The 23,642-nt window shown below is 66.3% G+C and carries 20 protein-coding genes; 11 read left to right on the forward strand and 9 right to left on the reverse strand.

Annotated features, from left to right (window positions below; all coding sequences use genetic code 11):
• The first annotated feature begins 5 nt into the window (after positions 1 to 5).
• Positions 6 to 1,031, forward strand: a complete 1,026-nt coding sequence (locus tag AQZ49_RS03675) for an aspartate-semialdehyde dehydrogenase (RefSeq protein ID WP_067613050.1) — start codon at positions 6 to 8, stop codon at positions 1,029 to 1,031.
• Here the strand turns inward: AQZ49_RS03675 and AQZ49_RS03680 are convergent.
• Genes AQZ49_RS03680 through AQZ49_RS03705 form a run of 6 tightly spaced genes read right to left on the reverse strand, consistent with a single transcriptional unit; the run spans position 1,018 to position 6,592 of the window.
• The gene (locus AQZ49_RS03680; protein WP_067613052.1) at positions 1,018 to 1,992 is read right to left on the reverse strand and encodes an MBL fold metallo-hydrolase; all 975 of its coding nucleotides are present in this window, start codon (positions 1,990 to 1,992) and stop codon (positions 1,018 to 1,020) included. The two genes, AQZ49_RS03675 and AQZ49_RS03680, sit on opposite strands and share 14 nt — an antisense overlap.
• 51 nt (positions 1,993 to 2,043) lie before the next feature.
• A complete protein-coding gene (locus AQZ49_RS03685; RefSeq protein ID WP_067613054.1) occupies positions 2,044 to 2,967 on the reverse strand; it encodes a 2-hydroxyacid dehydrogenase in 924 nt (307 codons plus the stop codon).
• A 10-nt stretch (positions 2,968 to 2,977) separates the two neighbouring features.
• A complete protein-coding gene (locus AQZ49_RS03690; RefSeq protein WP_067613057.1) occupies positions 2,978 to 3,730 on the reverse strand; it encodes a class II aldolase/adducin family protein in 753 nt (250 codons plus the stop codon).
• Positions 3,730 to 4,920, reverse strand: a complete 1,191-nt coding sequence (locus tag AQZ49_RS03695; protein ID WP_067613059.1) for a TauD/TfdA family dioxygenase — start codon at positions 4,918 to 4,920, stop codon at positions 3,730 to 3,732. The genes AQZ49_RS03690 and AQZ49_RS03695 overlap by 1 nt, the downstream gene beginning before the upstream one ends.
• 1 nt (position 4,921) lies before the next feature.
• Positions 4,922 to 5,485, reverse strand: coding sequence for an HD domain-containing protein (locus AQZ49_RS03700; protein WP_067613061.1), 564 nt, complete (start codon positions 5,483 to 5,485; stop codon positions 4,922 to 4,924).
• A gap of 15 nt (positions 5,486 to 5,500) precedes the next feature.
• The gene (locus AQZ49_RS03705) at positions 5,501 to 6,592 is read right to left on the reverse strand and encodes a TauD/TfdA family dioxygenase (protein ID WP_067613063.1); all 1,092 of its coding nucleotides are present in this window, start codon (positions 6,590 to 6,592) and stop codon (positions 5,501 to 5,503) included.
• Positions 6,593 to 6,759: 167 nt separating this feature from the next.
• Between AQZ49_RS03705 and AQZ49_RS03710 the strand changes: the two genes are divergently transcribed.
• Positions 6,760 to 7,752, forward strand: a complete 993-nt coding sequence (locus AQZ49_RS03710) for a GlxA family transcriptional regulator (RefSeq protein WP_067613065.1) — start codon at positions 6,760 to 6,762, stop codon at positions 7,750 to 7,752.
• Positions 7,753 to 7,775: 23 nt separating this feature from the next.
• Positions 7,776 to 9,002 carry an MFS transporter gene (locus AQZ49_RS03715; protein ID WP_231738694.1) on the forward strand — a complete coding sequence of 409 codons (1,227 nt, stop codon included), beginning with the start codon at positions 7,776 to 7,778 and terminating at the stop codon, positions 9,000 to 9,002.
• On the opposite strand, the gene AQZ49_RS03720 is transcribed toward AQZ49_RS03715, so the two are convergent.
• Complete coding sequence (locus AQZ49_RS03720) at positions 8,968 to 10,035, reverse strand: alpha/beta fold hydrolase (RefSeq protein ID WP_067613068.1); 1,068 nt, start codon at positions 10,033 to 10,035, stop codon at positions 8,968 to 8,970. The genes AQZ49_RS03715 and AQZ49_RS03720 overlap by 35 nt on opposite strands.
• Positions 10,032 to 11,453 (reverse strand): purine-cytosine permease family protein, encoded by a 1,422-nt coding sequence (locus AQZ49_RS03725; RefSeq protein WP_067613070.1) that lies wholly within the window; start codon positions 11,451 to 11,453, stop codon positions 10,032 to 10,034. Before AQZ49_RS03725 ends, AQZ49_RS03720 begins: the two co-directional genes overlap by 4 nt.
• Positions 11,454 to 11,716: 263 nt before the next feature.
• Between AQZ49_RS03725 and AQZ49_RS03730 the strand changes: the two genes are divergently transcribed.
• Entirely contained in the window at positions 11,717 to 12,643 is a 927-nt protein-coding gene (locus AQZ49_RS03730) for an alpha/beta fold hydrolase (RefSeq protein ID WP_067613072.1), read from the forward strand.
• Positions 12,640 to 13,623, forward strand: coding sequence for an MBL fold metallo-hydrolase (locus tag AQZ49_RS03735; protein ID WP_067613074.1), 984 nt, complete (start codon positions 12,640 to 12,642; stop codon positions 13,621 to 13,623). The genes AQZ49_RS03730 and AQZ49_RS03735 overlap by 4 nt, the downstream gene beginning before the upstream one ends.
• On the opposite strand, the gene AQZ49_RS03740 is transcribed toward AQZ49_RS03735, so the two are convergent.
• On the reverse strand, positions 13,603 to 14,175 hold the full coding sequence (locus tag AQZ49_RS03740) for an NnrU family protein (RefSeq protein WP_067613076.1): 573 nt from the start codon (positions 14,173 to 14,175) through the stop codon (positions 13,603 to 13,605). The genes AQZ49_RS03735 and AQZ49_RS03740 overlap by 21 nt on opposite strands.
• A gap of 133 nt (positions 14,176 to 14,308) precedes the next feature.
• On the opposite strand from AQZ49_RS03740, the gene AQZ49_RS03745 reads away from it, so the two are divergent.
• The 6 genes from AQZ49_RS03745 to AQZ49_RS03770 all read left to right on the forward strand — a co-directional run bounded on the left by AQZ49_RS03745 (position 14,309) and on the right by AQZ49_RS03770 (position 23,621).
• Positions 14,309 to 18,298, forward strand: a complete 3,990-nt coding sequence (locus AQZ49_RS03745; RefSeq protein ID WP_156428118.1) for a non-ribosomal peptide synthetase — start codon at positions 14,309 to 14,311, stop codon at positions 18,296 to 18,298.
• 101 nt (positions 18,299 to 18,399) lie between these two features.
• The gene (locus AQZ49_RS03750; RefSeq protein ID WP_067613080.1) at positions 18,400 to 19,296 is read left to right on the forward strand and encodes a beta-keto acid cleavage family enzyme; all 897 of its coding nucleotides are present in this window, start codon (positions 18,400 to 18,402) and stop codon (positions 19,294 to 19,296) included.
• Positions 19,297 to 19,298: 2 nt separating this feature from the next.
• The gene (locus AQZ49_RS03755) at positions 19,299 to 20,762 is read left to right on the forward strand and encodes a carnitine 3-dehydrogenase (RefSeq protein ID WP_231738698.1); all 1,464 of its coding nucleotides are present in this window, start codon (positions 19,299 to 19,301) and stop codon (positions 20,760 to 20,762) included.
• An 80-nt stretch (positions 20,763 to 20,842) separates the two neighbouring features.
• Positions 20,843 to 21,583 (forward strand): SDR family NAD(P)-dependent oxidoreductase, encoded by a 741-nt coding sequence (locus AQZ49_RS03760; protein WP_067613084.1) that lies wholly within the window; start codon positions 20,843 to 20,845, stop codon positions 21,581 to 21,583.
• A gap of 9 nt (positions 21,584 to 21,592) precedes the next feature.
• The gene (locus AQZ49_RS03765) at positions 21,593 to 22,633 is read left to right on the forward strand and encodes an alcohol dehydrogenase family protein (RefSeq protein WP_067613481.1); all 1,041 of its coding nucleotides are present in this window, start codon (positions 21,593 to 21,595) and stop codon (positions 22,631 to 22,633) included.
• A 49-nt stretch (positions 22,634 to 22,682) separates the two neighbouring features.
• On the forward strand, positions 22,683 to 23,621 hold the full coding sequence (locus AQZ49_RS03770; protein WP_067613483.1) for a LysR family transcriptional regulator: 939 nt from the start codon (positions 22,683 to 22,685) through the stop codon (positions 23,619 to 23,621).
• Positions 23,622 to 23,642 lie beyond the last annotated feature (21 nt).

The raw sequence follows: 23,642 nt of genomic DNA on the forward strand, positions 1-23,642 counted from the left end.
GACCAATGGGTTATCGGGTAGCAGTGGTGGGCGCCACCGGCAATGTCGGCCGCGAAATGCTCAATATCCTGGCCGAGCGCGCCTTTCCGATCGATGAGATTGCCGCGCTCGCCTCGTCGCGATCGCAGGGCAGCGAGATCGAATTCGGCGAAACCGGGCAAATGCTCAAAGTGCAGAACGTCGATCATTTCGATTTCACCGGCTGGGACATGGCGCTGTTTGCGGCGGGGTCTGGCCCGACCAAAGTCCATGCGCCGCGCGCTGCGGCGGCGGGCTGTGTGGTGATCGACAATTCGTCGCTGTACCGCATGGACCCCGACGTGCCGCTGGTCGTGCCCGAAGTGAACCCCGAGGCGATCGACGGCTATAAAAAGCGCAATATCATCGCCAACCCCAACTGTTCGACCGCGCAACTGGTGGTCGCGTTGAAGCCGCTGCATGACCGCGCAAAGATCAAGCGTGTGGTGGTCGCGACCTACCAGTCGGTGTCGGGCGCGGGCAAGGAAGGCATGGACGAACTGTTCGAACAGAGCCGGGGCATTTTTGTCGGCGACCAGGTCGATCCCAAAAAGTTCACCAAGCAGATCGCGTTCAACGTGATCCCGCATATCGATGTCTTCCTCGACGACGGATCGACCAAGGAAGAATGGAAGATGGTGGTCGAGACCAAGAAGATCCTCGATCCGAAGATCAAGGTTGTGGCGACCTGCGTGCGGGTGCCGGTGTTTGTCGGCCATTCCGAAGCGGTCAACATCGAATTTGAAGAGGAAATCAGCGCCGAGGAAGCGCAGGATATCCTGCGCGAAAGCCCCGGCGTGATGCTGATCGACAAGCGCGAGGACGGCGGATACGTCACCCCCGTCGAATGCGTGGGCGATTACGCCACGTTCGTCAGCCGCGTGCGCGAGGATTCGACCGTGGACAACGGCCTGAGCCTGTGGTGCGTGTCGGACAACTTGCGCAAGGGCGCCGCGCTCAACGCGGTGCAGATCGCCGAACTGCTGGGGCGGCGTCACCTCAAGAAAGGGTGAAGACCGCCCCTGGTTCGTCATGGCGAAACCGGCCTGGCGCGATGCCGTGTTCGGCCAGGGCATGGGCCAGGTCGCGCAAGGGTTCGTCGCGGCCTTCGTCGCTGAGCGGGAACACGCCCCAGTGGATGCCGACCGCCTGCGGGGCGTCGAGGTGTTGCAGGATGCGCACCGCCTCGGCTGGGTCGGTGTGCTGGTCGGCCATGAACCAGCGCGGGGCATAGGCACCGATTGGCAGCAGTGCCGTGTCGGGTGATCCCAGCCGGGCGCGGATCGTGTCGAACAGGCTGCCGTCGCCATAGCCGGTGTCGCCCGCGAAATAGACCGACCGGTCGCCCGCACGCACGTGAAAGCCGCACCACAGCGCCATGCGGCGATCGTATAGCCCGCGCGCGGACCAGTGTTGTGCGGGCACGAACGTCACGGTGACACCGGGCAACTGCTGTTCATCCCACCAGTCGCCGGTGACGATCCGGGCCCGGGGCGCGATGCGGCGCACCAGTGTGTCGTTGCCGAGCGGGGTGACGATCAGCGGATCGTGGCGCGCAACCAGCCGCCGCATCGTCGCCACGTCGAGATGGTCGTAATGGTTGTGGCTGAGCAGCACCGCATCGATCGGCGGCAAATCTTCAAACCGCACGCCGGGCGCGCAGACGCGCTTGGGCCCGGCAAACTGCACCGGGCTGCACCGCTGCGACCACACCGGATCGGTCAGCAGATTGAGTCCCCCGGTCTGGATCAGCACCGTGGCATGCCCGACCAGCGTGATGCGGGTGCCATCGACCCGCGTGTCGGGCCGGGCGGGGTGCACCGGCACGTGGGTCGGCCAGGGCGCACGTTTCGAGGTTTTGCGCCAGCGGCGGATATCGGCAAACGTCTTGTCGTGCGTGACAGGGGCGATGTTGAAAAAGCGGCCATTAAAATGGTCGCTGGTCGGCCCGTCGTAATAGCGGTTTTTGGGCATGGGGTGTCCGATAGAGGATGCACCCCTCATATCGGGACGAGGCGGGGACGATTACAAGCCCAGCGCGGCGCGTTCGCGTAGAAGGATATCGACGCCGCGCCCGATCAGCCGCGCAATCGCTTCGGGGCTTTGCCAGCCGGTGTGCGGGGTCAGCACGGCGCGCGGGGCGCGGCGCAAGGGGTGATCGGCGGGCAATGGCTCGGTTGCATAGACATCGAGCCCCGCGCCGCCCAGATGACCGTCGTGGAGCATGGCCAGCACTTCGGCCTCGTCGGTCAATTCGGCGCGCGCAGTGTTGATCAGCACCGCGCCGCGCTTCATCTTGCGCAGCCGCGCGGCATCGAGGAACCCGGCGGTTTCGCTGGTATAGGCCAGATGGGGCGAGACCACGTCGGCGCGCGCCAGCAGCGTGTCGAGATCGACTTGCTCCACGCCCGTAATATCGACCGGGCGGCGCGCCCAGACCAGCACGGTCATGCCCAGCGCCTGCGCCAGCCGGGCCACTTCGCCGCCGATCGCCCCCACCCCGACCAAACCGATGGTTTTGCCGAACAGTTCGCCCAGCGGCGCCCCGGCCCAGCCGCCGCTGCGCACGCTGGCATCCTGTGCGGCGATATCGCGCCACACCGCGAACAGCAGCGCGATGGTGTGTTCGGCCACCGCGCGGTCGCCATAGCCCTTGATGGTGTGCACCGGAATGCCGCGTTCCGCCGCGGCGGGCAGATCGACGAAATTGGCAGCGCCGGTGCCAAGGAACAGGATCTGTTTGAGCGCGGGGTTGGCGTCCATCGCCGCCGCGCTCAACCGGCTTTCATTGACGACGACCATCGCATAGCCGGCCGTGCGTGCGATCATCGTCGCCTCGTCGGGGGCCCCGAGAAAGTGCGTGATCAGGCTGTCGTCGGCGCCTGCGCGGGCGAACGCTTCGACCAGCAGGTCGGTCGAATCCGCCACCACGGCAAAACTGTTGGTCATCGCGCGAAACTCAATCGGCAAAATCGGGATCGGTGCGTGTCAGATCGCGTACCAGCGCGATCCATTCGGGCAGGCCGGTGTCCTGGCCGCCAAAATTCTCGCACTGGCTGGCGGTCAGTTCGCGCACCGGTTCGGCCACCGGATAGAGCCGCGCGCCGCCGCTCATCGCCGCAATCTGGATCTGGCAGGCGCGTTCCAGATTGATCATCGCCGAAAACGTCTCTGCAATCGTGGCATAGGCGGTCAACAGGCCGTGGTTGCGCAGGACCAGCGCGCCGTGGTTGCCAAGATCGCGCACCAGCCGGGGCTTTTCTTCATCGAGCAGCGCGATGCCTTCGTAATCGTGATAGCCGATGCGATTGTAGAATTGCAGCGCGTGCTGGCTGATCGGCAGCAGGCCATCGGCCTGGCACGCCACTGCGATCCCCGCGACGGTGTGTGTGTGCATCACGCAGCCGACATCGTGCCGCGCGGCATGGATGGCGGTGTGGATCACGGTTCCGGCGGGATTGACCTCGCGCGCAGAGGGCGTCGCATGGATCGGAAAGCGCACCAGCCGGCTCGCGGTCACTTCGTGGAACTGATCGCCGAACCGGTTGATCAGGATATCTTCGGTGCCGGGAATGCGCGCCGAAATATGCGTGTAGATCGTATCGGTCATGCCGAATTTCGCCGCCAGTCGATAACACGCCGCCAGATCGTGGCGGGTCTGATGTTCGGCCTGATCGGTACTGGTTGCGTCGAAGCGGGCGGCGGTCGCCATTAGCACGGTTCCCCTAGTTCGCGGCTCAGCACGCGCCAGCGCGAATTGATTTCGTCGCGATCGACATAGGCCCCCTGCAAATGCCGTTCCCCGGTCTGGGGATCGAATTCGCGGCGGGCATGCAGCACGCGGCGGTTGTCGAATGCCCACATATCACCGGGCGCCAGCCGACGCTCGATGAAATACTTCGGATCACGGCACATCGCCTGAAAAAGGCGGAGCGCGGCATAGATCGCATCCATCTGCCCGGCCGGGGCGTCGATCGGCCCGCGCAGGAAATTGGCAAAGCGCACTTCTTCAAGATCGCCGTCGCTGTTCAGCGCGATCAGCGGCGCGGTCCAGCGGTAGTCGGTGCGATCATCGCGGTTCCAGAATGCCATCTGCGTGGTGGTGATCGTGGCGAATTCCGCCGGATGGTGCGCGCGCATGGCCTCGCCGATGGCAAAGCCGTCGACAAACACCGATTCGCCACCCACCGCATCGTTGATCAGGCAATGCAGGAATTGCAGCCCCGGCTGCAATTCACGCGTCGGCAAATCGGTGTGCGCGGGCAAGTTGACGCTGGTATAGGCGGCGCTGTCGGCGCGCGGCTTGGATTTGACATCGAACACGCGGCCGAAATTGGTTTCGCGCAGATGCGAAATGCGCGCGATCGGCGCCAGCAGCGCCTCATGTTCCACCGGCACGTTCTTCACCAGCGTCATGCCGGCCGAACGCAGCGCGCTCAGCCACGCCCACAGCGTGCTGTCGTCGGCCATGATGTCGGCATAGTCGAAGCTTTTGAGCGCATCGGCATATTCGCTGCCCCAGATGAACGGACGGGGCCGCGCGGCACGGCGTTCGGCGCGGCTGGCGTCGTCGGGGGCATGGCTGCGCAGCCAGCCTGGCGCATAACGGCTGACATGGCCATCGGACCAGCGCACCACCAGATCGCCCGCCGCATCGATCGCGGCCTCCGCAAAAGTCAGATCGGCCGCGGCGTCGGTGATCTCGAACAGTTGTTCGCGGGTCAGCGGCAGATAGCATTGCGAACAGGTGCAATTGTCGCGCAGGAAATAGCGGTGCAGCGGCGTTTCGCGCCCGTCGCTCCAGATGACCACCGCCGTATCGGCGGTCAGCGTCACACGGACCAGCGTGTGGTCGGTGGCGAACACGCGCCAGTCCTGAACAATGTCCAATTCAGTCGTCATCTCAGGCCTCTTCTGTCCTGGTGTGCGCACCCCAGGGTTCGCGGGCAAAAATGCGTTCCATCGCGGGCAGGAACGTCTCGATCGGCAGGGTGTCGTAATCGCGATCGAACGCTTTCTGGTCCCACAAGTCGGTGAACCGCGCGGTGCGCGCAAAGGCGGGGTGATCGCGGTATTGGTCGCGCGCGTGCTTGTCGCCGCCGAAATATTCGGCGTAGAAAAAACCCTGGAACTCCTCGTGGTGTTCGATCATCCAGGCGTTGAGCGGGGAAATATAGGGCGCCAGCATCGCCGCCGCCATCGGCCCGTGGTTGACCGGCGCCAGCGTGTCGCCAATGTCGTGCAGCAGCGCGCAGACGACCATTTCATCGTCGGCCCCGTCGCGCAGCGCGCGCGTCGCGGTCTGCAGCGAATGGACATAGCGATCGATCGGATAGCCCAGATCATGCCCGGCCAGCAGTTGCAGGTGCGCGATCATATGCCCCGCGATGCCCTTTTGAAACGCGACGAACTTTTCGTCGATCGGTTTCCAGTCTGCGGCGGTCGCTTCGTCGAAATGGCGGAACATCGTCACCGGGCTCCTTCAGGCGGGTTGCAACAGACGGCGCTTGCTGCCGACCATGTCGCGATCGAGATAGCATTGGCGCATGTGGCGCGATCCGGTGGCCAGTGTATAGCCGGTGCGGCCGTGCAACAGGCGGTAATTGTCCATCACCAGCAATTCCCCCGGTTGCAGCCGGAACTGCAGCGTCAGTGGCGAAACAGGCGCGATCAGTTTCCAGAACGCCGCGCGCGCGGCGTAATAGGCATCGAGCTGATCGACGGGCAGCCGCCCGACCATCTCCGTGCGGTTGTTGTAGCGTATCTGTACCACATCGCCCGCCGCATTGCGCTCGATCAACGGCGCCTGATGTTCGAGGAACGCGCTATCGTCGTGATAGCGAAAAGTGACGTCGGTACGGGTCAGCGTGTCGAATGCGGCCGGATCGATGCTGCGCAACATGGCGGCGGCGTGAAATCCGTCGACCAGCGTTGAATCCCCGCCATCGGCATCGTTTTGCAGGCAATGCAGCAGGATATAGCCCGGCACCGGGTCACGATAGGGATTGTCGCTGTGCGGTTCGAGATGGCGCGGGGTCATCGTCAGGTCATAGGCGTTGGGGATCGCCTTGACATCGGCCATCCCGCCCCAGTTGGTCATGCGGATCGGTCCGATCAGGTCGGCAAACGCCAGCCCGCCATCGGGTTCGATCGGCACGCCGCGCACGATTGCAAAGCCATAGGCATCGAGCCCCGCCAGCAAGGCGCCCAGCGCCGCCGGTCGCGCACGCAGATCGGCCAGATCGGCGCAGGGAAACCGCGCGGCATCGAGCGTGCCGTCCCAATGCACGTGTTGCGCCTGATGCGGCTGGACGGCGATCGCACCAGCCAGCCAACCGGCGGGCAGGCGCGTGGCAAAACCGTCGGAAAAGGCGATCGTGCCATCGTGGGCGGCGGCGGTGACGCGCAGATCGGTCGGCGTTTCGGCAGCCTCTTCCAGACGTTGTCCAGTTTGCGGATCGAGCACGGCGGCATCGGGCAGGCGTTCGCGCAGCCAGATCGGGTGCAGCAGCACGGGCGCATCCCCGGCGCCGGCCACCTGCAACAGCCCTTGTGCGGTGATGGTCAGATCCATGTGCGCAAAACCCTCTCCGATTCGAGCCACCAGTCTAACCGTGAACGCCACCGGCATTCACGCCTTTGCGACATCGCTGACTCATTTTGCGACAGGGGCCCGGTTCGCCTGCCATAAGTGAAAACGGGTTTTGCACTTGTGCGAATCTGTGTTTGTCTGTGCGGATCATGAACGCAGCATTTGGTCCGCTGGATCAGGAAACTTATTGCTTCTACCTTGTGCCGGGGTTTTCCGCGATGGGCTTTGTCGCGGCCATGGAACCCTTGCGCGTGGCGAACCGGCTGGCCCAGCGTCCGGTGTTTGCCTGGCGGCTGTTTTCGTCAGACGGGGCACCTGTCGAAGCTTCGTGCGGGTTGAAAGTCGCGGTCGACGGCCCGCTCGATGAAAGCGCCGCCTCGCTGATCGTGTGCGCGGGGTTTGAACCGCGCCGGGGCATAACCCGCCCGCTGATCGCAGCGCTGCGCCGCATGGCGCGCAAGGGCACCACGCTGGGCGCGCTCGACACCGGGGTCTATCTGCTGGCCGAGGCCGGGTTGATCGGCGATCATGCCGTCACGCTGCATTGGGAGGCGGTGCCAGCGTTTCGCGAAGACTGGCCCGATATTGTCGTGACCGAGGAATTGTTCGTGCTGGGCGAGCGGCTGTTCACGTGCGCCGGGGGCACCGCGGCGATCGACATGATGCTGGAACGCATCGCCCAGCGCCAAAGCCCTGCGCTGGCGCGCGCGGTGTCGGACCAGTTCATCCACAACCGCATCCGTCCGCACGAGGAACGCCAGCGGCTGGATCTGGGCGCGCGCATCGGCACGCGCGATCCGCGCCTGGTCACGGTGATCGCGCGGATGGAACGTTCGATCGAAAACCCCGCCCGGCTGGAAGACCTGGCCGATGCGGCAGGCGTCACCCGGCGTCAGCTCGAACGCCTGTTCATGGCCCATTTCGGGATCGGCCCGGCCTCGTATTACCGCAATATCCGGCTCGATCGTGCGCGCAGCTTTCTGGCCGAAACCAGCCTGCCGCTGATCGAGGTGGCGGTGGCCACCGGGTTTTCGTCGAAAAGCGCAATGGCGCGCGCCTATGTGCAGAAATTCGGCCGTCCACCGGGGGCGGAACGGGGGCGCTGGAAGGCCCCGCCGGTCCATTGCCTGCAAACCGCCTGAAACAACCAAAGACGAGGATCCGCTTGGCCATTGCATCCCCCGCCGCGCAAGGCACCATCCCCACCGACGCACGCATTCCGCTGGTGTTGTGCCTGGGCATCGCCGCGGTCAGCGGGGCCGCGCATATCGGCATCAATTATACCCAGTATCTGGTTGGCGGGCTGATCGACCGGTACGGGTTCGGCCAGTTCCTGATGGGGTGCTTTGCCTCGATCGAATCGTTCGCGTTTGCAGGCGCGATGTTCCTCTATGCGCCGCGCGCGCACAAGTTCAGGCCGCGCCGCATGGCGATCACCGCCAGCGTGTTGATCGCGGTGTCGCAGATCGCCTGTGCGTGGACCGCGGTCTGGCCGCTGCTGCTGCTCAGCCGGGTGGTCACCGGGTTCGGGTTCGGCACGCTGAACACCGCGGTCAATGTCGCCGCCGGACGCACCAGCCAGCCCTCGCGTGCGATCTCGGTGGGCATATCGCTGCAAGTCGTACTGTTTGCGGTGATGAACTGGACCATCCCGACGATAGGCAAGGATGGCGGGGTTGGCGCCATGTTCATCGCGCTGGGGCTGATATCGGGCACGCTGGCGCTGGGCATGCTGCCGCTGCCCGATACGGTCGAGGCTGGCACGACCGGTGAGGTGCAGCACGATGTGCCGCCGATCGCGCCCGGCGGCTGGCCGGTGCTGGCGGCGATGGCGCTGTTTGCCTTTGGCACGATGGCGATCTGGCCGTTCATGGAACGCGCCGCGCACGCCATCCATCTGCCGGCGACGACTTATGGCCTCTATCAGGGGCTGGCGATGGCGCTCAGTTGTCTGAGCACTTTTGCGCTGACGATCGCGCTGGCCAGGGGGCCCCGGCCGTGGTTGCTGGAACTCGCGTTGATGACCTGTGGCACGATGTGCGCGGTGCTGACCACGGTGAACAGCCAGGCGGTGTTCGCGGTGGCGCTGCAATTGTACAATATCTCGTGGTATATCACGTATCCGCTGCTGCTCGGCCTGGCCTATGTGCACGATCCGCATGGGCGGTTGGCCGTGCGCACCACCGGCACCTGGCTGGTCGCGCAATCGCTGGGGTCGCTGGCGGCGGGCTATGTCGCGCAGGAAACCGCCGGCTACGGGGTGATCGGGTGCCTGGGCATGGGCACCTGTGCGGTGGCGGTGGGCATCGTGATCTGGTTTCAGGCGGGCCTGAAGCGCGTGACCGAGCGTGCCCCGCTTACGGCTGCGGTTGCCACAGGCACAATCCACTAGGCAGTCCGGCGGCGCGTTCGGGCGCCAGCAATTGCGCATGGCCGTGGCGGCACACCAGCGCGCGCGCCTTTGGCCCGGTTCCGGCCAGCCCCGACAGGTCGATCATGATCTGGTCCCAGTGGCGATATTGCACATCGTGGCCTTCGCCGGCGTATTCGCGCGCGGTGACCGGGCCGGCCATCCGGGTCTGCCAGAACTTGGCATTGGCGGGTGAAACGGTGTGGTCGTCCAGGCCATAGTACGTGAACACCGGCGCGGTCACTTTGGTCAGTGCGGGCGCCAGCGTGGCCAGATTGGCATGGCAATAGCGTTGCATTTCCGCCGCTTCGGGTGCGGCATTGCCCATTTGCCCGCGAATGAAGAACGCGCGCGCGCCTTCGTCATAGGCGCGGTCGGCAAAGCCGGGGATGGCATGGGTCGGGCTGGTATCGGGATAGCCCCACCAGATCTGCGGATTGTCGATCGTGGGGGCCAGCGCCTTGGCCACTTGCGGCGGGGACAAGTCGCAATTCACCGAATCGCCGACCATCCGATCGGCCAGTGCGGCGGCGAAATGCAGCGAGATGATCCGGTCGGGCATCGTCGCGGCGACATGCGCGGCATAGGGCCCGCCGCCCGAAATCGCCACCAGCGCAAAGCGCTGGATACCCAGGTGGTCGAGCACCGTGCGCACATCGCCGGCATAGTCGGCCAGCGACCAGCCGGGATCGAACGCGGTGTCGCCAAAGCCGTTGCGCTCCACGCTGATCAGCCGCAGATGCAACTGGCGGCGCATGGTTTCCAGATAGCCGGTCATCAGCATCGCGCGCGCGCTGGTGCCGGTGCCGCCCAGATAGAGCACGGGCCGCCAGCCTGCCTCGCCGGTGTCCGTATAGTGGAGCACGCGGCCGCCGGTGCCGGGCAATGCGACTACCGCCGGGCCCATCGCATCGAACTGGTCCTGCAATGCGGGCAGATGCCCCACGCTGGGCGGCTCGGCCAGCACGGGGGTGGCCATCAGCAACAGCGACAGGCAAGCGGTGCGACCGATCATGCAACAACTCCATCTTCCAGCCCGGCATCGGCCACGGCAATATGCGCGCGTTCGGCGACCAGATCGATCGAACGGCACGCCAGATAATAGACCAGCGCCGACACCGGCAACCCCACGAGCATCGACAGATCGGCCCCGCCCAGCGCACGCGCCACCGGGCCGACATAGACCGGCGTCGAAAAGCACGGCACCATCGCGACAAAGCCGATGGCATAGGCGCCGATCCCGCGCCAGTTCCAACGGCCATAGATGCCGTCGGGGTTGAAGATTTCACGCACCGAATAGTGCCCGTGGCGCACAAAGAAAAAGTCGACCAGGTTGATCGCGGTCCACGGCGTGAACAGGTAGATCAGCACCGACAGCAGGTTTTCGATCAGTTCGCGCACGTTGTCGCCCGCAATCGCCGACAGCCAGGTCGACACTACGCCCAGCAGGACAATCGCGATCAGCCGCGCCTGTCCCGGCTTTTTGATATGGTGAAAGCTGTCGACGATCGACAAGAGGGTCAGCGACCCGCCATAGAGATTGAGCGTGGTGATCGTTACCAGCGACAGCGACGACAGCACGATCAGCACCGGGCCGAACCCGGGCCAGACCAGATCGCCCGCAGCCAGCACCGCGCTGACGATTTCGCGCCCCGGAAACAGCGCGATCGCCACATCGCCGACCAGCATCATCCACGCCCCGCCGACAAACGCGCCGATGAACGTCCACCAGAACGAGGCCTTTACCCCCACGTCGCGCGGCAAATAGCGCGAATAGTCCGACACATAGATCGACCACGACAACTGATACCCGGCGACCGCAAAGAACTGCACCAGAAACGGGATCGTCGCCCAATGGCCCAGCCCGAGCTGCGCCCGCCCGTGCCCGGCCAGCGCCACCCCGACCGTATAGATCAGCAACGCCACGATCACCACCGCCGCCAGCGTACGCTGCGCCAGATGGATCATGTCATACCCGGCAATCGCAAACGCCAGCGCGGCCAGGCTGAACGCGGCAAACACGCCGACCAGTGCCCCTTGCGACAGATGCGTGCCGGTCAGATCCTGCACCGCGACGCCGAACACCACTTCGTTGAACACGGTATAGCCGACATAGGTGACCAGCGCGAAGCACCACACCAGCAGCGCCCCGCGATAACCGAATTGCGGCCGCGACTGGATCATCTGCGGCAGGCCCAATTCGGGCCCCTGGCTCGAATGGCTGGCCATGAACAAAGTGCCCAGCGCACACCCGGTCAGGATCGAAAGTACCGACCAGCCGAACCCCAGCCCCATCGCCATGCCGATCGCGCCGGTTGCCAGCGTGGCCAGATGCGCGTCGCCGCTGAACCAGATCGGCCAGAGATGCCAGACTTTGCCATGGCGTTCCTTCAGCGGAACATAATCGATCGAATGGCTTTCAACGAGCTGCATCGGCGCCCCTTTGGCGGGTGGGATCGAACGGGTTCATGCCCGACTGCGATCGCAGGGGGAAGGGGGCGGGCTAAAAAGCCCTGCCTGCCCCCGGGTCCGCGACCGCCATGCCGAACCGCGACCTGGGTATCGCGGCGGCGAGGCCCTGCACATGCAATGCGCGTCATGGCGCGAACGATTTGCGACAAACCGTGCCCATTGCGAAGGCGTGGCCAACGGCGCGGCGTGCGCTATGGTGTCCACAGACACAATGGGGGGCGGAAATGGCTTTGACGGTGATCGGGTTGGTCGTGCTGGCGCTGGTGCTGGTCACGCAAGGGGCGGTGCGGCGGGCCGAGCGGCTGGCGCCGCCGCTGGGGCGGTTTCACGATGGTCCGGGCGGGCGGCTGCACTATACCGACCACGGCAGCGGCCATGCCATTGTGCTGATCCACGGACTGGGCGGAAACTTGCGCAATTTCGCGCCAGATCTGGTCGCACATCTGGCCGCGCGCTATCGGGTGATCGCGATCGACCGGCCGGGCGCGGGCTATTCCACCGTGATCGGCCCGATGCCCGATCTGCCCGCGCAGGCTGCGCTGATTGCCGCGCTGATCGAGGCGCTGGAGCTTGGCCCGGTGACGCTGGCGGGCCATTCGCTGGGCGGGGCGCTGTCGCTGGCGCTGGTCGAGGCGCGGCCCGATCTGGTCGCGCGGCTGGCGCTGATCGCCCCGTTGACGCAGGAAATCGGTGAAATACCGCCGCAGTTTCGCACGCTGATGATCCCCTCGCGGCTGTTGCGGCTGGTGTTCGCCTGGCTGGTGGTCTGCCCGCTGGGGGTGCTGGCCGGGCGCGCGCGGCGCTTGCCCGCGTTCGATCCCGATCCGGTGCCCGCCAGCTTTGCAAGCGTGGGCGGCGGCGCACTGCTGTTTCGTCCGGGCACGTTCGATGCGGCCTCGTGCGATGCGCAATCGGTGCGCGGCGTGCTGGGCGCGATCATCGCGGGCTATGGCGCGATCGACCGCCCGGTCGCGGTGCTGTTTGGTCGTGACGATGGCATTCTTGCCCCCGCGCTGCACGGCGAAGCGTTCGTGACGCAAGTCGCGGGGGCGCAGTGCACGCTGGTCGATGGCGGGCACATGCTGCCCTATGTCCACCCGCTGATCACCGCGCGCTGGATCGAGGGCGTGATCGCGGGAGCAGCGGCATGATCAGGCGCCTCTTGCTGATCGTGGCGATGCTGTTCGCGGCCCAGGTCGCCAGCGCGGCTCCTGTCGCCATGCGCGTGTTGCGGATCAACGATCACCTGTTGTGCTTTTACGACGGGCGCCCGCCGCAGGCTGCGGTGGCATCGGTCGACACCAACTGGGCCGATTTTGGCGCGAACAACGTGGGCGTTGCGACATATGTGATCTATCGCGGCGATCGTGCGCTGGTTTATGATGCGTTTCCCGGCGTGGCCCAGGCGCAATGGGTGCGCGATTATCTGGCCAGGGCGGGCATCCGCCATTTCGTGCTGGTCAACAGCCATTGGCATCTCGACCATGTCGGCGGCAACGCGGTCTATGCCGACAGCGATGTGATCGCCACCGCCCGCACGCGGCAATTGCTGATCGAAAACCGCGCCGGGATCGAGGCTGGCACGACCTGGGGCCCGCCCGCGATCAGCCCGCTGGTGATCCCGACGATGACGATCACCGCCGATACCACGGTCTATGTTGGCGACATCCGGGTCGTGCTGCGCCCGGTCAATATCCATTCTGCCGATGGCCTGGTGATCTGGTTGCCCGATGACCGCCTGTTGCTGGCGGGCGACACGCTGGAAGACACCGTCACGTTCATCACCGAGCCCGACCAGATCCCCGCGCAAGTGACCAATCTGGCGGCGATGCGGCAATGGGGGTTCACGCGCATCCTGCCCAACCACGGCAACCCCGATGTGATCGCCAAAGGCGGCTATGGTCTTGCGCTGATCGATTTTACCCGCGCCTATCTGATCGCCATGGTCGACCATTCCCACGACGCCGATTTTCTGACGCAGCCGATCGAACGCTATATTGCCGATGGCGTGCGCGACGGCACGGTCAGCCTGTGGTGGGCCTATCGCGATGCGCACCGGCAAAATCTGGAACGCGTGGCCAAGGCATGGAAAGGCCGACCGCTGCCCGCCCTACATGGAAGCGAGCGGTGACACGCCGATCAGCCACAGATGCAACCAGTGCGCGAACACCGCGGCGAGCACCGCTCCGGTGATCACCACCAGCACGGTGTTGATCGCGCGGGGCGCGGCGCCGGGTGATGATCCGCGCCGCCGCAGCGACAGGAAATCGACCACAGCCCAGACCAGAAAGCTGCCGAACAGCGCGAGCGCGGCGGGGGTGGCATTGACCAGCAGATGGCCCACCGCCCACAGGCCCACGCCCGCCACCATCGGATCGCGCACCGCATGCTTGATGTGGTTGGCGGGCCAATAGGCCGCAACGATCAGGATAAACGCCAGAAAGACCAGTCCGAACGTCGCATGGACCAGCCCGGGCGGCGCGGCATAGAGCGGGGCGCCACCGCGCGCGATGCCATAGCCATGGATGATCAGCGCAAACCCGGCGAGCGAGGCCAGCGTATAGAGCCCTTTCCAGGCGCCGTCGCCCAGCCGCGCGATCACGCCGGCGCGCCAGTTCGGCGCAAAGATCCGCACCGAATGGGCGCCAAGAAACAGTACGAGACCTGCGATGAGCCAATTCATGTGACGTGATCCCCCCGATCGATGCCCACCATCATCCGCCTGCATCGCGCCGGGGTCAAGCGTACTCGCCCCGGTTGACAAATCGCCGATTGCGCCCGAACGCCCGCAGCAACAGGTGTCTGGCCAGGGTCTGATGAATTCACGCGAACCTCTCGATACGTATGGCACCCTGCACCCTGTGCTGCATGGCTTTCTGGCGCGATCGGTGGCACGCGATCCGGCGGCGCTGGCGATCGATGTGCCGCCGGGGCGCGACCGGCCCACGCGGCAGACGATGGCCTATGGCGAACTTGATGCGCTGTCGACGCGGCTGGCGCACCATCTGGCCGGGCGGGTCGCTGGCGAGGCGGTGGTCGCGCTGCTGATCGGCCGGACATCGCCCTTGCTCTATGTCGCGCAGATCGCGGTGCTGAAGGCGGGCGCGGCGTTCACCTGCCTCGATCCGGCGTTTCCCGACACGCGCATGGGCGAAATCATCGACGATGCCGCGCCGGTCGCGGTGCTGGCCGATGCAGCCGGGCTCGACCGGCTGGACCGGCTGGGGCTGGCCGCCGGGCTCGTGTGCGATGTGGCGGCCCTGGCGCGCAGCGCGCCGCCCGCGACCGACTTGCCCCTCGCGATCGATCCGGCGCGGTTGGCCTATGTGATCTATACCTCGGGCACCACCGGGCGGCCAAAGGGGGTGGAGGTCGAACACCGCAACATCGCCAATCTGGTCGCTTCGGATCTGGCCGAATTCGCGCTTCGTCCCGGCGACCGCGTGGTGCAGGGCTCGTCCAGCGCCTATGACAGCTCGCTTGAGGAAATCTGGCTGGCGCTGGCGAGCGGGGCCACGCTGGTGGTGATGGACGATGCCGCGGCGCGCGCGGGGCCCGATGTGGTCGGCTGGTTGCAGGCCGAACGCGCGACGGTGTTCTGCCCGCCGCCCACGCTGCTGCGCGCATCGGGCTGTGCCGATCCGCGCGCGGCGCTGCCCGACCTGCGGCTGCTCTATGTTGGCGGCGAGGCGTTGCCGCAGGATCTGGCTGATCTGTGGGCCGCCGGGCGGCGCATGGTCAACGGCTATGGTCCGACAGAATGCGCGGTCACCTGCATGCGGTGTGATGTGCTGCCGGGGCACGCGGTGGGCATCGGGCGCGCGGTGCCGGGGATGACCGCGCATGTGCTCGACGATGCATTGGCCGAAGTGCCTGCAGGTGAACGCGGCGAACTGTGCATGGGGGGTGCCGGGGTGGCGCGCGGCTATCGCCACAGGCCCGATCTGACGGTGGAAAAGTTCACCGATCACCCGCGCCTCGGGCGGCTCTATCGCACCGGCGATCTGGTCGATTGCGACAGCGAGGGGGTGTTTTTCTACCACGGGCGGATCGACGCGCAGGTCAAGATCAGGGGCTATCGCGTCGAGCTGGGCGAAATCGAGGCGCGGCTGGCGGCCCATGACGGGGTGCGCGCGGCGGCCTGCCGGGTGCAGGATGGCAACCATCTGGTGGCCTTTATCGTGCCGGCCGATGCCGCCTGCCCGCCCGATGTGGAGCCTATGCGTGCGGCACTGGCGCGGCAGGTGCCCGCCTATATGGTGCCGGTACAGATCGGCGTGATCGACGCGCTGCCGACCAGCGTGGGGGGCAAGCTCGATCGTGCGCGGCTGCCCATGTTGGTGCTGGCGCCCACGGCGGGCGATCGCCCGGTGATCGCGCCGGTGGGCGAAATGGAAACGCTGATCGCGCGCGCCATGGCCGACGTGTTGCGACGCGATCATGCGGTGTCGGTGGAGGATGATTTCTTTGCCGATCTCGGCGGCGATTCGCTCAGCGCCGCGCTGCTGGTCACGCTGTTGCGCGATGATGTGCGCACGCAATGGGTCACTGTCAGCGATATCTACGAAACGCGCACCGTGCGCGACCTGGCGCGCCAGGCGCATGCGCTGTGCGAGGGCGATCTGCCGCCCCCGGCCGAGCTCGACCAGCCGCGTGTCGGCACGGTGCGGCCGGGGCTGGCCACGGTCGTGCAGGTGGGCTGGTTGCTGGGCGAACTGTGCGTCGGCGGCTGGATCGGCTGGCTGGTGGCATTTCGCCTGTTGCCGGTGGTCTATGGCGGATTGGGCCCGCTGGGGTTCGTGCTGGCGGTGCCCTTGCTCGGGCTGGCCGGGCTGGCGCTCTATCTGCCGCTGGCGGTGCTGTTTGCGGTCGTGGTCAAATGGGCGCTGGTCGGGCGCTATCGCCCGATCCGCGCGCGGGTGTGGAGCGGGTGGTATCTGCGCCACTGGATGGTCGTTGCGGCGGCGCGGATGATCCCCTGGCCGCTGTTGCAGGGCTCGGGCTTGCAAAAGGCCATCCTGCGCGCGCTGGGTGCGCGGATCGGGCGCGGGGTGCATATCCACCGCGGGGTCGATCTGGCGCGCGGCGGGTGGGACATGCTCGATATCGGTGATCACGTGGCGATCGGGCAGGATGCCATGATCGGCCTGGCCGATCTCGATCGCGGCGATGTGGTGATCGGGCCGATCGTGCTGGAACCGGGTGCCACGCTGATGACCCGCGCCGGGATTGGTGGATGGTGCCGGATGGGCGCGGGCAGCGTGCTGACCGCGCTGTCGGTGCTCAATCCGGGCATGGCGGTGCCGCCCGGCGAACTGTGGGATGGCGTGCCCGCGCGCAACGCCGGCCACGCCCCGGCCTTGCCTGCGCCGGTTGCCGATGGCTTGCCCGAGGCGCTGTGGGACATGCTGGCGATGGGGGCCGAGGCCGTGCTGGGCTTTGCCGCCACGCTGCCGACGCAGGCGCTCGCGCTGATACTGTGTATGCTTACCGGCACGCCACTGGCCGATCTGTGGGGCTGGGCCTGGCACCCGACGTTTGCCACCCGCGCCGGGCTGGTGGTGCTGGCGCTGACGGTGCTGTCGCTGCCGCTGACGCTGGTGTGGAGCGCGGTGCTGTTGCGCCTGATGGGCCGCGTACGGCCCGGCGTCGTCTCGCGCTGGAGCCTGGCTTATTTGCGCGCCTGGCTCAAGGCGGGGATGCTGGCGCTGGCGGGCGAATGGTTGACCGGCACGCTGTTCTGGCCGCGCTGGCTGCGGCTGGCGGGGATGGATATCGGCGCCCGCTGCGAAATCAGCACGATTACCGATGTCGTGCCCGAACTGGTGACGATCGGCGCCGAAACGTTCTTTGCCGACGGCATCTATCTGGGCGGCGGCACGGTCAGCCACGGCACCGTGCGGCTGGGTCATACGCACCTGGGGCGCAACACGTTTCTGGGCAACCATGTGGTGATTGCACCGGGCGAGACTTTGCCCGACGACATCCTGATCGGCATCGCCACGCCCGCGCACGGAATCGATATCGCTGGCGGCGAGGCGCGGTTCGGCCATCCCGCGTTCGATCTGCCGCGCCGCGAAGTGGTTGCCGTCGATCGCAGCCTGACGTTCGAACCCTCGGCCTTGCGCTTTGCCAACCGGCTGTTCTGGGAAGCGCTGCGGTTTGTCCTGCCGGTGCTGCCGGTGGTGCTGGCGGCGGTGTGGTACCGGCTGCTGACCGATGCGGCGGGGGCGGTTTCGCCGCTGGCTTATGCGCTGCTGGTGATCCCGGCGGTCACGCTGATGCCGTTGGCGGTGTTGTGCCTGACGGTGCTGGCGCTCAAATGGGGGCTGATCGGGCGGGTCAGGCCGGGGCAGCACGCGCTGTGGTCGTGCTGGTGCAGCCGCTGGGACTATGTTTATGTTGCCTGGGCGCGCTATGCCACGCGCATACTGCGGCGGCTCGACGGGACGCTGCTGCTGGCGGTCTATCTGCGCGCGATGGGGCTGACCATCGGGCGGCGCGCGGTGCTGGGGCCGATGTTCGCCCAGGTGGTCGATCCCGACATGATTGCCATCGGCGATGGCGCGACTGTGGTGGCGTTCTTTCAGGCGCATACGTTCGAGGATCGCGTGCTGAAGGTCGATTGTGTGCGGATCGGCGCGGGCGCGACATTGGCACGCGGAACGGTGCCACTTTACGGCGCGGTGATCGACGATCGCACCCATGTCGGCGCGGGCAGCGTGGTGATGAAACGCGAACATCTGTTGCCAGGCCTGCGCTATCAGGGCGTACCTTCGCGCGCGCTGGGTGAGGAGCCTGGCTGAATCGGGCGATGTCGCAAAATGTGCGCGCCCATTCGCAAATTGGTGTTGCCGGGCCCCGCCGACGGCTATCGTGGCGGCAAGCTGGATGAGGACAAGTCCCCATGAATTTCGAGACGTTCATCACGTGCGCGGTCACCGGTTCGGGCGAGACCGCCGACAAGCATCCCGATCTGCCGATCACCCCCAAACAGATCGCCGCGGCTGCGATCGAGGCGGCCAACGCGGGCGCGGCGATCGCGCATATCCATGTGCGTGATCCCGAAACCGGCAAAGGATCGCGCGATCCCAAGCTCTATCGCGAAGTGGTCGAACGCATCCGCGATTCGGGCACCGACGTGGTGATCAACCTGACCGCCGGGATGGGCGGCGATATCGTGTTCGGCCCCGGCGAAAACCCGCTGCCGCTCAATCCCGAAGGCACCGACATGGTCGGCCCGATCGAGCGGCTGGTGCATGTCGAGGAATTGCTGCCCGAAATCTGCACGATCGATTGCGGCACGATGAACTTTGCCGCGGGCGACTATGTGATGACCAACACGCCCGGCATGCTGCGCGCGATGGCCGCGCATGTGCAAAGCCTGGGCGTGCGGCCCGAACTCGAAGTGTTCGACACCGGGCATCTGGTGTTCGTCAAGCAGTTGATCAAGGAAGGGCTGCTGGACGAACCGGTGATGATCCAGTTGTGCATGGGCATCCCTTATGGCGCGCCCGATGATCCGCTGACGACGATGGCGATGGTCCACCAGTTGCCTGCGGGCGCGATTTTCAGCGGCTTCTCGATCGGCCGCTACCAGCTTCCCTATGTTGCCATGGCGGCGCTGGCGGGCGGCAATGTGCGCGTCGGTCTGGAAGACAACCTCTATCTCGGACGCGGCCAACTGGCCAGCAACGGCGATTTGGTGACGCGCGCGAAAACCATTCTCGAGGCGATGGGCGCCCGTATCCTCGGCCCCGCCGAAGTGCGCCAGAAGCTTCAGTTGACCAAGCGCTGGGGCTGATTATGACCGATATTTCGCACATTCGCCGCATCGGCCTGGTCGGTGGCGGGGTGATCGGCGCGGGCTGGGCAGCGCGCTTTGCGCTGGCCGGATACGATGTCTGCCTGTTCGACCCCGATCCTGCGGCCGATCGCAAGGTCGCGGCAGTGCTGGGCAATGCGCGCCGTGCGCAGCAACGCCTGCTGGGCGCGCTGCTGCCGCGCGAAGGCACGGTGACGATCGCCGCGACGCTGGCCGAAGCGGTCGCCGATGCCGATTTCATCCAGGAAAGCCTGCCCGAAGTCGAAACGCTGAAGCAGCGCGTGCTGCGCGAAATCGAGGCGGCGGCGCGGCCCGGGGTGGTGATCGGATCGTCCACATCGGGGCTGTTGCCGACCCAGTTGCAATCGGTACTGGCCGATCCGGCGCGCTTTGTCGTGGGGCACCCGTTCAACCCGGTCTATCTGTTGCCGCTGGTCGAAGTGTGCGGCGGTGCCGCGACCACGCAGGCGACCAAGGATATCGCCACCGCACTCTATACCGCGTGCGGGATGCAGGCGCTGCAAGTGCGGGTGGAAATCGACGGCTTCATCGCCGACCGCCTGCTGGAGGCGCTGTGGCGCGAGGCGCTGTGGCTGGTCAACGACGGTGTCGCGACGACCGCCGAAATCGACGATGCGATCCGGTACGGCGCCGGGCTGCGCTGGTCGTTCATGGGCACGTTCCTGACCTATCGGCTGGCCGGGGGCGAGGCCGGAATGCGGCATTTTCTGGCGCAGTTCGGCCCCGCGCTGAAACTGCCCTGGACCAAGCTGGTGGCGTGCGAGCTGACCGATGAATTGACCGACCGGGTTGCTGCGCAATCGGACGAACAGGCCGGCGGCATCGGCTTGCGCGAATACGAACAGAAACGCGACGATTGCCTGGTCGACGTGATGACCGCGCTGAAGGCCAACGACTTTGCCGCCGGTGCCACGTTGAAGGCGCATGGCGAGCGGCTGGCGGCGCGGCAGGCGACCCCGCAGGACGGTGCGGCGCTGGTCACCCATGTCGATGCGGCGTGGATCGATTACAACGGCCACATGACCGAATGGGCCTATCTGAAGCTGTTTGGCGACACCACTGATGTGCTGTTGGCGCAAATCGGCGCGGGGGCCGACTACGTCGCGGCCGGGCACTCGTTCTATACCGTCGAAAGCCATCTGCGCCATCTGGGGCAGGCGCGGCTGGGCGAACGTGTGGCGGTGGCCACCCAAGTGTTGTCCGCCGATGCCAAGCGGTTGCACATTTTTCACACGATGACCGGCGCCGATGGCAGCGTGATTGCCACTGCCGAACACATGCTGGTGCATGTCGATGCCGCCGCCGAACGCAGCATCGCGATGCTGCCGGCCGTGGCCGCAGCGGTTGCCGCGCGCGTGTCCGCTGATGCGGGCCGGGCCAGGCCCGACGCGGCAGGGCGGAGCATCGGCCTGCCGCAACGCTGATCGCCGTGGCCCATTGACTTGGGCCATCGATCGCGGCCAACCTGATCGCACCGGACCAGAGCCGGGCGGGAGAGGCTGGCATGATCGACGACACCGACTTTACCGCGCGCCGCGTGCTGGTGGTCGGCGGGTCGAGCGGGATCGGCAATGGCATTGCCCAGGCATTTCGGGCGCGCGGCGCGCGCGTGCACGTTTGGGGCACGCGGGCGCAGGCATCGGACTATGACCCGGCAGACGGCAGCGATCTGGCCGGGCTGGGCTATGACCGGGTCGATGTCGGCGATCCCGATGCCATCGCGGCCGCGCCGGTGCCGTTTGCCGACGGGCTGGATGTGCTGGTGCTGTGCCAGGGCGCGGTCGTCTACAAGCGCGGCGAATTTGCGCGGCCCGGCTGGGATGCGGTGATGGCGGTCAATCTCGACAGCGTGATGCATTGCGCGATGCGGTTCCGCGCCGTTCTTTCTGCCGCCAAGGGCACGGTGATCGTGGTCAGCTCGGTTTCGGGGCTCGGTGCCAATATCGGCAACCCGGCCTATGCCGCCTCGAAAGCGGGCGCGATCAGCCTGACCAAATCGCTGGGGCAGGCACTTGCCGCCGAGGGGATCCGAGTCAACGGATTGGCCCCTGGCTTGGTCGATACCAAGCTGACCAAAGTCACCACGCAGCACCCCGATCGGTTGAACGGCGCGATTGCGCGCATTCCCCAGGGGCGCATCGGCACGCCTGCCGACATGGCCGGGGCGGCGATCTTTCTGGCCTCTCCCCTCGCGGCCTATGTCACCGGTCATACGCTGGTGGTCGATGGCGGCCTGTCGCTTTAGGAATCGATGATGAAAGCCTTGCGATATTACGGTCCGCGCGACATCCGGCATGACAGCATGGACGATCCGGTGCTGGAAAACGGCGGCGATGCGATCGTGCGGATGACTGGTTGTTCTATCTGCGGCAGCGATCTGCACATCTGGCACGGGCACGGCTTTTCCGACGATATCGGGTTTTGCGTCGGGCACGAGGCGGTCGGCGAAGTGGTCGAAACCGGGCGCGATGTGCGCCGCATCAAAGTGGGGGACCGCGTCATGCTGCCCGCTGCGGTTGGCTGTGGCCAGTGCCGGCCCTGCCTTCGCGGGCAAGTCTTTGCCTGCGAAAACAATGCCATGGCCTGTTATGGACTGTCCAGCCGTCTGCAAGGCGTGCAGGCCGAGGCGTTTCGCGTGCCCGCTGCCGACATGAATGCGGTGCCGATCCCCGATGGCATCAGCGAGGATCAGGCGCTGATGCTGACCGATGCCATGGCCACTGCCTGGTTCGGCGCGCGGCAGGCCGACATCGTGCCGGGATCGAGCGTGGCGGTGATCGGGCTGGGGCCGATCGGGTTGATGGCGGTCGATGCCGCCTGGGTGATGGGCGCGAATGTGGTCTATGCCATCGATCCGGTGGCCGAACGTCGCGCGCTGGCCGCGCAGACCGGCGCGATCGCGCTCGACCCGGCGCTGGCGCTCGACACCATTCGCGAAGACACGCGCGGGCGAAAGCTCGACTGCGTGGTCGAGGCGGTCGGATCGGACGCGACTGTCGATCTGGCGCTGCGGCTGGTCACCCGGCGCGGCACGGTTTCGGTGATCGGCGTGCAGCAATCGCGCCGGTTTGCCTTTCCGCTCGAACGCGCGTTTACCGCCGGGCTGACCTTTCGCACGGGCACCTGTTCGGTGCCCGAGGAATTGCCCGCGCTGTTTGCGCTGGTGCAATCGGGCCGGTTGCGTCCCGAACGCTTTGTCACCCATCGCCTGCCGCTCAGCCAGGGCGAAGCGGCCTACCGCCGGTTCGAGGCGCGTGAGGCAGGCGCGCTGAAAGTCATCCTGACGCCCGATTGAGTGCGCGGGGCTACTGGCGCGCGCCGCGCCGATGGGCCAGAATGGTGCCATGTCCGACCCTGCCGCCCGTATCGACCGCAACTTTGCCGCGCGCGTCGACTGGAACCTGTTGCGCACGTTTGTCGAGATCGTCCGCGCGGGCGGCATCGGCGCCGCCGCGCGCAAGCTCAATCGCCAGCAACCGACGATCAGCGTCGCGCTCAAACGGCTGGAGGATCATGTCGGCACGCAATTGCTGCGCCGTTCGGCCAGCGGGGTGGAACTTACCGTCGCGGGCCGGGCGCTGCTGCTGATCTGTGAAGAGATGTTCGAGGCGGCGCGGATGGTGCCGCATCAGGTTGCCGCTGCGATGAAACAGGTCGAAGGTCTGGTGCGCATCCAGATGATCTCGTCGATCGTCTCGCCCGAATTCGACGAGGCGATCGCGACCTTTCGCCGCCGCCACCCGGCCATCCAGATCGAGCTGCGCGTATCGCCCTGGCGCCAGGTGCTCGATGCGCTGGAACGCGGCGAAGTGGAAATTGGCGTCGGCTATGACAGCGGGGTGCGCGCCGGGCTGAATTACGAACCGCTGTTTGTCGAAGTGCAGCAACTCTATTGCGACCGCAACCACCCGCTCTATGGCCAGCGGGTAACGCGGTTGGGCGATCTGCGCGATCAGGGGTTTGTGCTGACCGGCGAGGATGAACTCGATTCGGTTACCCGCCTGCGCCAGCGCTATGGGCTGGGCACGGTGGTCAACGGCATGGCCGAGGACGTGCACGAGGCCAAACGCCTGATCAGTCTGGGTGTCGGCATCGGCTTTTTGCCGGTGATGGCGGCGGGCGATCTGGCCGCGCGCGACCGGCTGTGGGGCCTGCTGCCGGGCGATGTCGAACCCTCCTACGACATCTATCTGCTGTCGCGCCAGACCGCCGCGCGCGACACCGCCACCCAGTTGTTCCTCGACGAGATCCAGCGCCGCCTGCGCGCGCGACCCGTGGGGTAACGCCTGCCCGAAAAGCCCTCC

Source organism: Novosphingobium sp. FSW06-99 (assembly GCF_001519065.1).
GTDB lineage: Bacteria > Pseudomonadota > Alphaproteobacteria > Sphingomonadales > Sphingomonadaceae > Novosphingobium.